Annotated in this window: 15 protein-coding genes; 5 read left to right on the forward strand and 10 right to left on the reverse strand. The window is 28.6% G+C overall.

Annotated features, from left to right (window positions below; genetic code table 11):
- The first annotated feature begins 3 nt into the window (after positions 1-3).
- Positions 4-957 carry a site-2 protease family protein gene (locus tag BS101_RS02325; RefSeq protein ID WP_073537357.1) on the forward strand — a complete coding sequence of 318 codons (954 nt, stop codon included), beginning with the start codon at positions 4-6 and terminating at the stop codon, positions 955-957.
- An 11-nt stretch (positions 958-968) separates the two neighbouring features.
- On the opposite strand, the gene BS101_RS02330 is transcribed toward BS101_RS02325, so the two are convergent.
- The 5 genes from BS101_RS02330 to BS101_RS02350 all read right to left on the reverse strand — a co-directional run bounded on the left by BS101_RS02330 (position 969) and on the right by BS101_RS02350 (position 4,861).
- Positions 969-1,577 (reverse strand): ABC-2 transporter permease, encoded by a 609-nt coding sequence (locus BS101_RS02330; protein ID WP_073537358.1) that lies wholly within the window; start codon positions 1,575-1,577, stop codon positions 969-971.
- Positions 1,577-2,422 (reverse strand): ABC transporter ATP-binding protein, encoded by an 846-nt coding sequence (locus BS101_RS02335; protein WP_073537359.1) that lies wholly within the window; start codon positions 2,420-2,422, stop codon positions 1,577-1,579. The genes BS101_RS02330 and BS101_RS02335 overlap by 1 nt, the downstream gene beginning before the upstream one ends.
- Before the next feature lie 3 nt (positions 2,423-2,425).
- Positions 2,426-2,800 (reverse strand): GntR family transcriptional regulator, encoded by a 375-nt coding sequence (locus BS101_RS02340; RefSeq protein WP_073541039.1) that lies wholly within the window; start codon positions 2,798-2,800, stop codon positions 2,426-2,428.
- A 279-nt stretch (positions 2,801-3,079) separates the two neighbouring features.
- Complete coding sequence (locus BS101_RS02345) at positions 3,080-4,273, reverse strand: MFS transporter (RefSeq protein WP_073537360.1); 1,194 nt, start codon at positions 4,271-4,273, stop codon at positions 3,080-3,082.
- Between the two features lie 162 nt (positions 4,274-4,435).
- A complete protein-coding gene (locus tag BS101_RS02350; RefSeq protein WP_073537361.1) occupies positions 4,436-4,861 on the reverse strand; it encodes a MarR family winged helix-turn-helix transcriptional regulator in 426 nt (141 codons plus the stop codon).
- Positions 4,862-5,126: 265 nt separating this feature from the next.
- Here BS101_RS02350 and BS101_RS23645 point away from each other — a divergent pair, with 265 nt between their 5' ends.
- The 4 genes from BS101_RS23645 to BS101_RS02365 all read left to right on the forward strand — a co-directional run bounded on the left by BS101_RS23645 (position 5,127) and on the right by BS101_RS02365 (position 8,599).
- A complete protein-coding gene (locus BS101_RS23645; RefSeq protein WP_242951372.1) occupies positions 5,127-5,333 on the forward strand; it encodes a response regulator in 207 nt (68 codons plus the stop codon).
- A 59-nt stretch (positions 5,334-5,392) separates the two neighbouring features.
- Positions 5,393-5,872 (forward strand): LytR/AlgR family response regulator transcription factor, encoded by a 480-nt coding sequence (locus BS101_RS23650; RefSeq protein WP_242951373.1) that lies wholly within the window; start codon positions 5,393-5,395, stop codon positions 5,870-5,872.
- The gene (locus BS101_RS02360) at positions 5,869-7,137 is read left to right on the forward strand and encodes a sensor histidine kinase (protein ID WP_073537362.1); all 1,269 of its coding nucleotides are present in this window, start codon (positions 5,869-5,871) and stop codon (positions 7,135-7,137) included. The genes BS101_RS23650 and BS101_RS02360 overlap by 4 nt, the downstream gene beginning before the upstream one ends.
- A 271-nt stretch (positions 7,138-7,408) precedes the next feature.
- The gene (locus BS101_RS02365) at positions 7,409-8,599 is read left to right on the forward strand and encodes an amidase domain-containing protein (RefSeq protein ID WP_073537363.1); all 1,191 of its coding nucleotides are present in this window, start codon (positions 7,409-7,411) and stop codon (positions 8,597-8,599) included.
- 512 nt (positions 8,600-9,111) lie between these two features.
- Here BS101_RS02365 and BS101_RS02370 read toward each other — a convergent pair.
- From BS101_RS02370 to BS101_RS02390, 5 genes are all read right to left on the reverse strand, one after another.
- Positions 9,112-10,530: a M56 family metallopeptidase gene (locus BS101_RS02370; RefSeq protein WP_073537364.1), complete on the reverse strand. Its 1,419-nt coding sequence runs from the start codon at positions 10,528-10,530 to the stop codon at positions 9,112-9,114.
- A 4-nt stretch (positions 10,531-10,534) separates the two neighbouring features.
- A complete protein-coding gene (locus BS101_RS02375) occupies positions 10,535-10,903 on the reverse strand; it encodes a BlaI/MecI/CopY family transcriptional regulator (protein ID WP_073537365.1) in 369 nt (122 codons plus the stop codon).
- 262 nt (positions 10,904-11,165) lie between these two features.
- Positions 11,166-11,924, reverse strand: coding sequence for a hypothetical protein (locus tag BS101_RS02380; RefSeq protein ID WP_073537366.1), 759 nt, complete (start codon positions 11,922-11,924; stop codon positions 11,166-11,168).
- On the reverse strand, positions 11,917-12,399 hold the full coding sequence (locus BS101_RS02385) for an RNA polymerase sigma factor (RefSeq protein WP_073537367.1): 483 nt from the start codon (positions 12,397-12,399) through the stop codon (positions 11,917-11,919). Before BS101_RS02385 ends, BS101_RS02380 begins: the two co-directional genes overlap by 8 nt.
- 288 nt (positions 12,400-12,687) lie before the next feature.
- A complete protein-coding gene (locus BS101_RS02390; RefSeq protein ID WP_073537368.1) occupies positions 12,688-13,854 on the reverse strand; it encodes a hypothetical protein in 1,167 nt (388 codons plus the stop codon).
- Positions 13,855-14,087: the final 233 nt, after the last annotated feature.

Raw genomic sequence — 14,087 nt, forward strand, 5'->3', positions numbered from 1 at the left:
AACATGGACAAGTATAACAGAGAAACTGAAAGTTCTGATTTTCATGTAAGTAGAGATAATGATATAGAACGGTATATTGTAAATGATAGTATAGAAAAATATATAGTTCAAGGTAACGTAGAAACTAAAAAAGAGAATTTACCTACCATAGCAAAGAGTAAGAAGAACAAAAAAGATAAGAAGGGTATTTGGGGTATAATTGGAATTATTATTGCAGCACTTATAAAACTTAAATCTATAATAATACTTATTTTTGCCAAGTTAAAGTTTTTATTAATATTTTTTAAATTAGGTAAATTTGCTTCAACATTAATATCCATGTTATTAATGATTTTGGTGTATGCTAAAATCTATGGATGGGCCTTTGGACTGGGTTTTGTAGTATTGTTATTTGTCCACGAAATGGGACATTATTTAAGTGCTAAAGCTGTTAAGCTTGATGTAACTCTTCCTCTTTTTATTCCATTTGTGGGGGCCTTAATAAGTATGAAAGAAGAGCCTAAGGATGCAGTAACAGAAGCTAAAGTTGCAATAGGCGGTCCTTTAATTGGAAGTCTGGGAGCATTAATTTGTTTTATATTGTATTTTTCACTTAAAGAAAATTTTTTAATGGCTCTGGCTTATACAGGGTTTATGCTGAATTTGTTTAACCTTATACCTCTGCACCCTCTTGATGGCGGCAGAATTGTATCTGCAATATCTCCCAAGTTATGGTTCATAGGAATACCTATTGCGGCAATTGCATTATTTAAGTTTTTCAACCCTATTATTTTACTATTGCTTATACTCGGAATTTTTCAAGTTATTAATCAATACAAAAATCCTGATAAGGCTTATTATGAAGTAAATCCTGCTACAAGGTGGATATTTGCTTTTATGTATTTTGGATTAATTTTATTTCTTGGAATGGGAATAGCATATATCCATGGTATCCATGAATATATGCTGGTTAAGTAGAAGGACTGTAATTACAGTTCTTTTCTTTTGTATATGTTTAAAGATATTAAAATAGAAATTATAAAAATTACAATTGATATTAATGGCAGGATAGAAGAATAGGTGTTAAATATTTGTTCATATGGAACATTTACATTAAGTTTTAAAAAAAGTACTACAAGGATCCAAGGCACGAAAAATACCATCATTATTATTAACCTGCTTTTTTCTACGCCATATTTAAATAATATGGGCAAAATAATGGATATATATAAAATTCCCACAGCAGAAAGTATAGTGGACTCAAATAACATTTCTTTAATTTCAGTTGAACCTATGAGCAAATTAAGTATTATATTAAGAAGAAAGGCTGCTGCGAAAAAAAATATACTTATAATATATTTACTTATCACCATATCATCTCTGGAAAGAGGCATGGATAATGCATATTTATCCCATTTTGCTTTTTCATCGTAGGACATAAAAGTTGTAGGAAGGATAGCGCACATTACCATAATCATGGCACCCATAAAGTTATTTTTACTTGATACAGACATAAAACCATAAAAAATTAAAAATATAGCCCAAATTTTCCACTGCTGCTTTAAATTCATAAAATCTTTTAATATCAATCCTTTCATTATATTGCCTCCTTCGTATAATACAGCATTATATCTTCGATATTTGGTGGATCTATAGTATATTTTCCATGAATTTTATCTCTTAATATCAGTGCCTCTACTCCAAAATTATTTTTACGATATCCTTTAACTGCTGACTTATCAATAGCTTCAAACTGTGAAGGGGAACATTTTAATATACCATGACTTTCTATCAAGTCATCTTTAATGTCACTGAATATAATTTTACCTTTATGGAGAAAGGTAATGTAGTCACAGACTTTTTCGAGATCACTTATAATATGGGATGACATGAGGATAGAATGATCCGAATCCTGTATAAATTCTAGAAATACATCCAGAATTTCATCTCTTACTATAGGATCAAGTCCACTGGTGGCTTCGTCAAGTATAAGGAGTTTTGAATCATGGGATAGGGCAACTGCAATAGAAAGTTTCATTTTCATGCCCCGGGAATACTCCTTTATAATTTTATTATTAGGTAAATCAAAATATTTTATATAGGATTGAAAACTGTCCTCTTTCCAAGTTTTATAGATATTTTTCATAATAACGTTAATATCTTTTGGGTTTAAATTTTCAGGAAAACAACTTTCATCCAGAACAACACCTATATGTTCTTTCACTAATTTCATATCTTTTTTGTTATCATGGCCTAGAATAGTAATTGTCCCGCTGTCACCATTAATTAAATCAAGTATTAATTTAATCATGGTGCTTTTACCTGCACCATTTTCCCCAATAAGGCCCATTATAAAACCCGTAGGCAGTTTCAAGTTTATATTATCCAGTTTAAATCCGTCATATTCTTTTGATATACCGTTAATTTCTAAAGCATAATCCATTTCTTACTCTCCTTTATATAGTAGTGTCATTATTTCAATCAATTCATTTAAACTGAGTCCGCAAATATTTGCGGATTCAACAATTTGCTGCATAAGATTTTCAATGTTTCTAAGCTGTTCTTCTCTTATAAATTCAGTATTTTTACTGGCTACAAAACTTCCTTTACCTGTAATAGATACAATGAATCCTTCACGTTCAAGTTCCTCATATGCGCGTTTTGTAGTTATTACACTGATGCGAAGCTCTTTGGCAAGCAGCCGCATGGAGGGCAGCGGTTCTCCTTCTTTTAATTTATCTGATATAATCATGTTCTTAATTTGAGATGCTATTTGTTGGTAGATTGGCTGTCCGCTTGAATTACTGATAATAATATGTATATTCAATTTTATTCTCCTTGTGAATATTGTATATATATAATATATACAATATTTATAAAAGTGTCAAGGGCAAAACAGTGGATTAAGTTTATTTTAAATGATATATTATAGGAAATTTCCCAATTCCTCTGATGGGATATGGAATCTCACCTATAATAGGCTAGGCCTATAAGAAATAATATTTCTGGTGACCGGATTGATGGAGTAATTAGAGAAGGGAATCTATGACTTGTTTCTGATAAGTCAGTTAGGACAGATGGAAAAAGGGCTTTTGAAAAATCAAAGCTGCCCTTTTTCTTCTTTAGTATTATTTTTAAATATTTTGTATGAGTATATGACTAAAAGCAATACTATGAATATGGTGGAGAATCTATACATAAAAACATAATTGCTGCGTTCTGCAATAAAACTTAAAAAAATGGCTCCTAGTGTGTAGGATAAGTCCATAGAAGATAAAAAAGTTCCATTTGCAGCTCCTTTTCGGTTATGTGGAGAACGATTTACTGTCCAGGCTTGTAGAGATGGCTGCACAGCCCCGTATCCAAGGCCATAAAACAAAGAAGATATTATAAGTAATAATGTGGAATTTGCATAGGATAGTATTATTAGTCCTATTATCATGGAAATTGATCCTGGAATTATTATGATAACATGTCCTCTTTTATCAAATATTCTTCCTACAAAGGGTCTTGTAATTAAAATCATTGCAACAAATCCTATGAAATAAACCCAAATAGAAGATATATTAATTTCTTTACCATATAACATTATATAGCTCATAATTCCACATAGTGTTATTACTAGAAGAAAACACAGTAAAGAGGGCAGGGCAGCTCTTTTTTCAAAGGATTCTACCGGTGAAAAAATTTTCTTTGAGTTAGATTTTGCAGCAATTTTCTTAGGTGTCTTAACCTGAAGAAGAAATAGCACTCCAATAATTACTAAAGCTATTGAAATAAAAGCAATATTTTTAAAACTATATAGGTTCATTAAAATTATTGCAATCATGGGGGATAAAGCCATGGATATTATCATAGAGAGGGAATAGTAACCCATGCCTTCACCACGTTTTTCTTTAGGTATAATATCGGAAAAAATGGCAGCAGCACCAGTAGAAGCAAGTCCCCATCCTACTCCTTGAATAACACGAACAATTATTATGGCATCTACAGGAAGCCAAATATAAGATAGTGTAGTTATATTAAGAATTATTCCCCCTATTACAAGTAAGGGCTTGATTTCAAGTTTGTCCATGATGCTACCTGAAATTAGCCTGATAAGCAGTGAAGTTATTGAAAAAGTGCTTACTACAAGACTTGCTTCAAAGTTACTGCCGCCACAGAGTTTTGTGTATGCAGGTAAAGTCGGTACAAGCATATAAAATCCTAAATATATAAATAGATTGCAAAATAGCATTACTATGTAACTTTTAGTCCATAGCCTTTTAGACATCCATTGAAGTTCTCCTTCCAAGATGATTCCTCCTTAAATGTTAATTTATCCGAAGGCTACCATTGCTAACACCCATCTTTTTCAAAGTGGGAGATAAGCACTGCTACGCCCTTGGATAAGTTCTTCTAAGGTTCAGATAACGATGTGTATTCCTTATAAGCAAACTCCACCTGAACCTAAGAATCACTTGATGTTTTTGTTAATCTGCAAAAGAACTTTGCGGTATATATTTAATTCCTCGCAAGATATATCATGAAGTATATCCTTAAATATTTCCTCTAAAAAGGGAGTAACTTTCTTACATATGTTTACACCATCTTCTGTTATATGTATTGAAAAGGAGCGTCTGTCATTTTCAGAGGCATGTCTTTCAATAAAATTTTTTCTTTCCATTATATCAAGTATTCTGGTTAATGTGGACTGATCTTTATCTGAAATTTCTGCTAAAAGTTTTTGACTTATTCTATTCTTTTTCGATAAATTTACTAATACCAACCACTGCTCAGTAGTTAGATGAAATTTTTTTAATTGCTTATTCACATAATGCACTAATTTTTTGGAAATCTTATTAGTTAACATTCCAATATCTTCATCATAAGATTTAAGCATGGTATTCTATCTCCTTAAAATAAAATTGTTATATCAATAATTTGTACAACAACTAATTATAAACAGATTTAAACACATTTTTCAATAGGTATTATATAAATTAAAGTTAATAACATAAAATGATTTCATTGTCAAAAATCAATAAATTACATTATTATACAGAGGTTTTTATACTTTTTTGTAGAATAATTACTATAATGTATATTAATATAGATTTAATAGTATTGATAAGTTTAATTTCAAATAATTTATAATGAGGTAGCTTATGGTAAATATATTAGTATTAGAAGATAACCAAGTTCAAAGAAAAATTCTAGTTGAAACAATAACACAAATAGACAAGCACTTTATTATTTATGAGGGGGATAGTGAAAAGGAAGGTCTGGAAATTGCAAATGAAAAGGAAATATCATTATTTTATGTAGATATCAGTTTAAAAGGCTCTTCAGGACTGGATTTTGCAAAAAAGTAAGAGCCATAAACAAATATAAGTTAACATGGATTGTATTTATAACCACTTATGTAAAACATATGTTGGAGGCATTTAAAGAAATCCATTGTTATGACTATATTATAAAACCCTACAAAAAAGAAAAGGTAAGAGAAGTTACTTTAACTCTTCTAAAAAATAAGAGGCGGGAAGATATAAGACTTATTGATGAAAAAAAATATGTAGTATTTAATGTAGGGGGAACTCTCCTTAAAATTTGTGTTGATGAGATTATTTTTATTGAAGTATATTTAAGAACTTTTATTATACACACTAAAACTGGAAAATATGAGGCAAAAAATACTTCCTTAAAGAAAATAAAAGAACAGATGAAGTATTTCAATTTTATTCAAGTGCATAAATCGTATATTGTCAACTTTAAATTAGTAAAATCCATTGATAGGACTACATGTCCATGGAACATACAATTTGAAAATTATAAAGAGTGTGTACCTATAGGAAATAAATTTAAAGATGATGTACTCAAGAAATTTAAAGATAATTTTAGAGGTGTGCTATGAATAACTATGAACTTTTTTTTAGTTCTTTTACAGAATTAATCAGTATACTTATATTGTTCAATGCCTTCAATAAGAATTCTCAGAATAAGTTTATAAAAAGTTTTATTATTATTTTATTATCGAGTATAGTGGCAGTCATAACCAATTCTTTTACTTCATGGATAGGAACACTCATCAATTTTGCTTTTCTAGTATTTATGCTTATGTTCTTTTATAAAAAAAACATGAGGGATCTGGTGATAGAATATACATTTATAATAGTATTTGTCATGGTAATGGAATTAATTGTAGATAGAACTTTAACAGTATTTGTATTCGGAGAACTTAATAGTGAATTTCTCAATTATATTTTCACTAATACGATAATGATAATTTTATGTATTTGCATTTATTTTTGGGTTATCGATAAAATTATATTTAATATGTATAAAAGAATAAATAAATTGTATTTTTTATTAATAAACTTCATTATCTATGGTGTTGTAGCAAAGCTGATATGGGAAAGTGACAAATATATTATACTGGAGAATGCCTTTGCATTTATCATGATACCTATTGTGATGTGTATTGTAAATTTAATATTTATTGTCTATAGTGAAAATATTGTAGAACATAAAAAATCCCTGGAAACCTATAACAAATACAATTCTGTAATTTTAGATTTAATAGATGAAATAAAAAGCAGGCAGCATGATTTTAAAAATCATTTCTCAACTATATATGGAATGGTATTAACTTATGATGAAAAAGAGTTAAGGTATGAACTGAAAAATTATTTGGAATCCCTGCAAAAGTCTCTTTCAGACACTGAAGAATATATATACATGGGCAGCAAGGTTTTTGCCGCAGTAATTTATGTAAAAGTTAGAGAAGCAAAACAAAAAAATATTGATTTTTGTTTTAACATTGAAGATAATACTATAAAATTTCCGTTAAGAGGATACGAACTGTCAGAAGTGCTAAATAATTTGATTGACAATGCCTTTCAAGCAGTAATGAACATGAAAACAGATAAAAAAAACGTATATTTAAGGATAATGCAAAATGATAAGGAAAAGTGTATAGAGGTAGGTAATACCAAACCTGAAATGTTTGAAAAGGTTATTCCAAATATTTTTTACAAGGGTTTTACTACTAAAAAAGAAGATGGGCATGGATATGGATTGTACAATGTAAAAAAGATAGTACAGAAGTATAAAGGTAAGATTGAAGTTTTAATAGAAGATGAAAATGTAATTTTCAGGATAACGTTTTATTCCATATGAATTTTTATTTGGAGATTATTTGAAATATTTACGATACTATAATTTGTACAGAATGTAAATACAAAAAGCATGAAATGGTGTTTTTTAAGCATGAAAAATTGTTAAAAGGTAGTAATATGTTTTTCATGCATGAAATAGGCTGTTTCGTGCTTTTTGTATTGAATATAAAATATATATCCATATAATCCTAAGTATGGCAACTGTATGTATAATTATAATACTTTACATATAAATTTTCTAGGTTGCCAAGATTTTTAAGGGGGAATAAGAAATGTTAAGAAGGAAACTGTCAACACTTTTTTTATGTGCATCCTTGTTACTGTGTAATTTACCTTTTAGTTCATCAGCTTTTGCTAGTCCATCAGATGTAGATACGGCTAATATTCAAGATATTACTTTAACTGAAACTGATAAATCAAGTATCAGGGAGTCTATTGATGAGGTGTTATCTTTTAGGTATGAAGTATTAAAAACAGGTGAGGCAAAAGATTACCGTTATGTAATCAAGGAACCCAAATTATTAGAATTAATTAATAAAAAAAGTAAACTTGATGTAGATTGGTTTAAGAAATTTGACGGTAGGACTAAAGAGTATATTTCAGATGTAAATATACTTGACTTAAATAAAACAGCAGATAATACTTATGTAGTAAATGTACTTTATGGTGTAGAATATCAATTAGAAGGAGCAAACTTTACATCCAAATCTAAAAATGAAAAGTATAGGTTTGAAGTTAAATATGAAGATGGTAAATGGTATATTACTAAAATGCTAGATTTAAATGAAGATAATGGTATAGATACAAACCAACAAATAAGTCAGGCAAGTTCTTCAGCAATTAAAGATAATAGTACCGAGTTTTCAAATTATAATGATATTATTGATTCAGAAATAAAAACTATAGATGATAAATATCAAAATATGGATGAAAATTATAAAAATTATGTACAAAGTGATTATGAAAATAGTAATTCTAAAATTAGTTTACAATCTTACTCAGGCTATAATGCTGCTAGTGCAGTGGCTTATGCACAAAGGTATGGTGCAAATCCTAATCCTAAATATGTATATTCCAAAGACTCGCATGGTAACGATGCAGATTGTACAAATTTTGTGTCTCAGTGTGCTTTAGCTGGTGGAATTCCCGCTAGTAGATATTGGTATGCCTATTCAGCAGCATGGGTTAATGTAGAGAAATTTTATACTTATATGGCTTCTAATGGGTATGCATCCACTATTGAAGGTGCTAGAGGTAAAGGTACAAAAGGTGCTAGAGCAGGTGATATAGTTCAATTTCGTAGAGGTGGAGAGTGGGTACATTCAGTAATTTTAAGTGGAACTGTAAATGGTGGTCAGTGGGTATATTGTGGTCATTCTAATGATTGTGTTGACTCTCCTCTGTATGAGAGATATGATTCAGGTGGATATTCAAGCCTACGAACACTAAAATTTTGGCATTAATGTAGTTTAAACATGAAGAATATATGGAGTGTTAAAAATTGCTTCCTAAAGGTGGCTTTTAGCACTTCATTTTTATATTGATGCCTAGAATTTGCATAAAATATTTAGTATAACCTAATAGTATAATAAAAAATAAATAAAACCTCTTCCACGGAGAATTTTCCAGTCCTTTTATACATATAATATTAAAAAAATATGATCTGGCAATATTAATGGGTATAAAAGGAAATGTAGAGGGATATTAGCTTAAAAGAAAAACAGGAAATAATATTAAAACATTTAAGAGATGTAAAATAATATACTCATTTTTGCTCATTTAAAGTTTAATAATCATTAATAAGGATATGTTAAATTCATAACAAAACTATAAAATTAGTTTACTGAAATATGAGGAACATGAATGTTATCTAAAAAAGAACCTATTTATAGTATAAGATTTGAAAATCAAAAGTATACTATAAATAGGCTATTTTATTTATTTCTATAGATTTAAGCTATTTTTTATATGATTGTTATTCTCCCCAACCATCAATTAACCAAGTTGAATTTTTGTCTTTTCTTATGACAGTGAACCATTTAGTCTCTTTATCTCTATGAAATACCCAATCTACACTAATATATTCAATTTTATAAATTTTTACATTTTCTTCTGTTGCACCATTTCTTCTTCCTCTTCCATTTTCTAGGTATGATTTCTTTTGAAAGGGGTTAGTCTCTTCTGATATACTCTTAATTTTAATATAATTAATGTATTTAATATTCTTAGTATCTTTAGAACCCTTTCCCCAAATTATAGAAGCATAATCTTTAGTTACTAAATTTTTTTGAGCTTTTTTATCATTTTGATTCAAATATTTTATATAATTTTCAACTACTTTCTTAGGTTGCAGTAATTGTCCTTTAGTATTTATTTTATCACTACCGTCATCTTTAGAAAATATATTAACACTAATCAGTGAAACTATGATTACCATCACAACTAAAATTCCTATCAGGACACCTTTTTTTCTCTTTTTCAAATTAAACATATTTTTAAGTCTTCCCTTTAATATATTCTTATTATTAAATCCTGTAATTAAATTCTGTTTCAAAGTATTATTTTTATTAAGCCTTATTGAATTAACAAGAGCGGAGGCATATAATTTTCTTTCTTCCATATCTGACTTTTCAAGTACAGCTTCATCACAGGACAATTCACAGTCTTTGTTTATTTCTCTGCACATAACATAAACCATAGGATTAAACCAATGCATGGATGAAATTATTAATACTAAAAGCTTATACATCATGTCATATTTTTTATAATGCATAAGTTCATGTTTTAAGATATATTTTAATTCTTGAGTATTATATAAAACTGAAGGAATTAATATACAGGAATTAAATATTCCAATGCCAAGAGGTGTTGAGATTCCCCGGCAGAACTTGAGAGAAATTTTTCTTTTAATATTCATTTCAACTAACAATTCTGAATATATATTTCTAATTTCACTGTCGGGTACATCATAAGTGAAATGTTTGATTTTATTGTTGAAAATAATATAGGAAATAATATAATAAGCTAAAAATATTACTGACACAATGAGCCATATATAAAACAGTATTGTGAAGTAGTTTTCCATAGGATAGCTGCCAGTTATTATATTAGGACTGTTTTTTATTTTCATACTTTCATTTAAAGAAATTCCACTATCTATAATTGTCTTTACATTGTTTGGAGCGTGTTGAAAAGTATTGGATATCTTTTCTGGAATATAAATTGGAATTTTAAAAGGCATAATCATTTTAAGTATTACAGCCAGCCATATATAATAATTAAAGGCACTGGTATATCTTTTAAATAAGGTTTTTCTTAAAATTAGAATAAGTATAATTATTATGCTGCCTGTTAAAGAGGTTTTTAAAAGATTTTTCATGAATATTTCAATCATACTATCACCTATTTTTAATCCATTTGTCTAACTCATCTAAATCATCTTCTGTAATATCATTATTATCATGAAGTGTGGTAATAAAACTTTTTAATGAACTTCCATGGACTTTTTTGAAGAAATCCCTTGTTTCCAATCCTAAATATTCATTTTCTGTTACAATGGGTGTATAATAAGTAATTTTTTTACCCTTTGCCGCTGCTATGAACTTTTTCTTTGCCAGACGTGAAAGTAGTGTTAAAATAGTTGTATTTTTCCAACCCTTTTTTTCTTCTAAGATTTTAATAATTTCTTTTGAAGATATAGGAATTTCACCACTCCAGATAACTTTCATGACTTCCAGTTCCGATTCAGGAATTTTCATAATTGACAATATAAAGCACCTCCTTAATATATATTCTACGTGTGTAGAATATATATGTCAAGTGCTTTTAAATGAAATGTTATTTTTATATAATAATAGCCACATGTAGTATTTTATCTGAAATATAAAATACTACATGTGGCCGTTTTTTACATGAATCGGTGCCATACATCATGTTGGTGACATCCTATCTTCATAGTGATAAGCCTAGCAATCTTTTACAAATTTTATTCTGACTTTTAAAACTTTAGCTCTATGTGTGCTGCCATTTTTATTTGGTAGATATAATCTGCTGTGCCATTTTGACCAATTCATCTTTTGATATATTAGAATCAATTGTTAAGAAAGAATAGTCAATTCCATTTTGCATCCAATTTAAATATTGAATTTGGGAGATTTCTACCTCATCAGATCCATAGCTGAATACATATTTACCAGAGGATTTATCCTGCTTATCCTGTTCTGTTAATTTATAGTCTGCTGGTACAAACTTATTAGCATAGGAATGATAATATAAATCTATACCGTTAGAAGTAGCAATAACAGTCTCTTTCTTTGATCTTTCACCTAACCTTCCATTTTTCATAGAAAGATTTAATTTATCATTCCCTTTTGTATAAGTAAAATCAAGTGATTTTGTTTTTGCTACAGAATTACCTTTCTTATCATTTCCTTCAATATTTACAGTATATCCATTTGCAAAAGTGTATCCATTATCAAATTCCTTAACTAATTTAGGAGCAAATTTAAAATCATACTTTACTTGTTCTACTGTAGGCATAGTAGTATAGGTTGGTATGTTACTGCTCTGTAAATTTATAAAAAATATTTTTCCCGCGGCAAATACCGTTGTTCCCAGTACCATAGCAGCTACTATTGCAATAATAATTTTTTTCTTAATTGATATCTTCCTATTTTCCATTTGGCCATTCTCCTTTTGATCCGGTAAGTTGTTTAATGTTGCACTTACCTTATTTTTAAAACTTTCAGGTGTATCTGGAAAGGCATTATTCCAATTATAATTATTCATAGGTTGCCTCCATATGCTCTAACTTTATTTTTAATAATTTTCGTCCTTTTGCTAATCTGCTTTTTACAGTTCCTGCAGGTATTTTTAAGATCTGTTTAATTTCTTCTACGGTATATCCCTCTACATAATAAAGAACAATTGTAATACGAATGCGCTCTGGTAAATTCTTAATAGCCAAATATAATTCGCTATAATCTTTTTTATCATCAGCCTTTGCAGACTCAAAGTATTCTTCATAAGATACCTGTGAATATTCTTTCCGTTTTAAACTGTAACATTCATTTATGAGTATTCTAATCAACCATGTTCTAAAATATTGCTCCTTCTTTAGTGTACCTAATTTGTTATATGCTTTTAAGATTGCTCCCTGAACGGCATCCTCACAATCTTGCTCATGAGTCAAAATTGATTTAGATACATGATATAAAGTGGAATTAGCCTTAAGAACATTATCTATAAATGTATCTTTATTCAATTGACTTTCCTACCTTTCCTTGCAAACTGCAGCGCTACTTTTTTGCTTTACACTAATTAGATGTATATATCCATCAAATGGTTCATTTAATTTTTGATTGAAATTAAATTTTTATAATTGACAATAAAAAACACTTAACAAATATATTCTATATGTTAAGCGTTTTTGAATAGACTATTATTTTTTTAGATATATTCCATTCATGGTTATATGGCGACCTATTATAAGGATTTTCTATTATACTTTGCTCATGAGCAAAACTCCATCTGAATCTAAAAATCACTGGTATTACCAACCAATTAAGTTTTTTTCCTCTTGTGTTTTTATATTTACTGTCTTTGGCTTCTTTACATTTCCTCCATCTATTAAAATAAAGGAATCATTATCATACCAGCCAGCAGGATAATGGGATGTTTTTTTACTTGTATCATATTTGTAAATTTCAGAACTACCTATACTAGCTACTGTAATTTTATCATCATTATAAGACCTCATAAGAATCCTATTTTTGTTTGGCGAAATATAATATAGTGGAAAATCCTCTAATTTATCTTGTACTTTAAATAGAATTTCTTTATTAGCTAATGTGTCAAATACATGAATTTCATTGTTATTTAGGAAGGTGAGCATATCTGTAGTATCAAATACTGGAATAGCATTTGAATTCATTGGTATTGAATATACTTTGCTAATTTGTCTTGTTTTTGGTACCAACTTCGAAACTTGATTTTTATCCATTAAATAACAGTTATCTGCACTATTTTTGTAGATGTATCCATCCCAGTTATCTAGCACTTTGTTCCAATTATTATCTGAATACTGATATAAACTATTATCAATTACACAAAGAATATATTTATCTTTAATATATACAATATTACAATTACGCTTAAACTTGCCATTAGGCCTTTTTATTTTTTCACTTTTGTTGCTTTTTACATCATATATGTATATACTATCTAATCTATTACTGCTAAATATATACTTACCATTATCCCTTGACCAACAGCCCACTGCATTGTATCCACCTTTTTTAATAAGAGTTTTTAACTTTTTAGATTGTATATTATATATTTTTAATTGATCTTCATCTTTATTTTTATCAATTAAATCTTCATCTGCTCCATGAAAGTTAAATATAATATTTTTACAATCGGGACTAATGGTGTTAATAACTGTGGTACTTCCCTGTACTCTTGTGGCGTGTACTTTTTTGGAATCAAAAAGTTTTGTTATGTTTTTTTCCTTGACATCAATCAATAATCCGTCTGTAGGATTGTGCACAAATATTTTAGAGCCATAAATGTCCTGAATAGTATAAGGCCAATTTGAAAAGTCATAACCTGTTTTGCTGTTACAGCCTACACATAAAACAATAATTAATAATTGCAAAATAAATATAAATAGGATGTTTCTTAATGAAAATACTCTTTTTAAAATTGTTTTATCCATCATATTTAACCTCCTTTGGGCATAAACCCACATTATAACTTTAATAGGTTTCATATAAAATGTAAACACAAAAAGCATGAAACGGTGTTTTTTTGACATGAAAAGCAGGTAAGGGGAATTAGAATGTTTTTCATGTATGAAATAAGCTATTTTATGTTTTTTGAATTGCAGCATTATTTTTACAGGAATATAATGCAAATATATTTAAAAAGTAGTTTACGTATAGATTAAAAGTA

Origin of the sequence: Clostridium kluyveri (assembly GCF_001902295.1) — a bacterium.
GTDB lineage: Bacteria > Bacillota > Clostridia > Clostridiales > Clostridiaceae > Clostridium_B > Clostridium_B kluyveri_B.

Excerpts from the sequence above, each read along its gene's own strand:
- BS101_RS02325 (WP_073537357.1), top strand. The coding sequence starts at position 4 with ATGGACAAGTATAACAGAGAAACTGAAAGTTCTGATTTTCATGTAAGT.
- BS101_RS02330 (WP_073537358.1), bottom strand. The coding sequence starts at position 1,577 with ATGAAAGGATTGATATTAAAAGATTTTATGAATTTAAAGCAGCAGTGG.
- BS101_RS02335 (WP_073537359.1), bottom strand. The coding sequence starts at position 2,422 with ATGGATTATGCTTTAGAAATTAACGGTATATCAAAAGAATATGACGGA.
- BS101_RS02350 (WP_073537361.1), bottom strand. The coding sequence starts at position 4,861 with ATGCTTAAATCTTATGATGAAGATATTGGAATGTTAACTAATAAGATT.
- BS101_RS23645 (WP_242951372.1), top strand. The coding sequence starts at position 5,127 with ATGGTAAATATATTAGTATTAGAAGATAACCAAGTTCAAAGAAAAATT.
- BS101_RS23650 (WP_242951373.1), top strand. The coding sequence starts at position 5,393 with ATGTTGGAGGCATTTAAAGAAATCCATTGTTATGACTATATTATAAAA.
- BS101_RS02360 (WP_073537362.1), top strand. The coding sequence starts at position 5,869 with ATGAATAACTATGAACTTTTTTTTAGTTCTTTTACAGAATTAATCAGT.
- BS101_RS02365 (WP_073537363.1), top strand. The coding sequence starts at position 7,409 with ATGTTAAGAAGGAAACTGTCAACACTTTTTTTATGTGCATCCTTGTTA.
- BS101_RS02370 (WP_073537364.1), bottom strand. The coding sequence starts at position 10,530 with ATGATTGAAATATTCATGAAAAATCTTTTAAAAACCTCTTTAACAGGC.
- BS101_RS02380 (WP_073537366.1), bottom strand. The coding sequence starts at position 11,924 with ATGAATAATTATAATTGGAATAATGCCTTTCCAGATACACCTGAAAGT.
- BS101_RS02390 (WP_073537368.1), bottom strand. The coding sequence starts at position 13,854 with ATGATGGATAAAACAATTTTAAAAAGAGTATTTTCATTAAGAAACATC.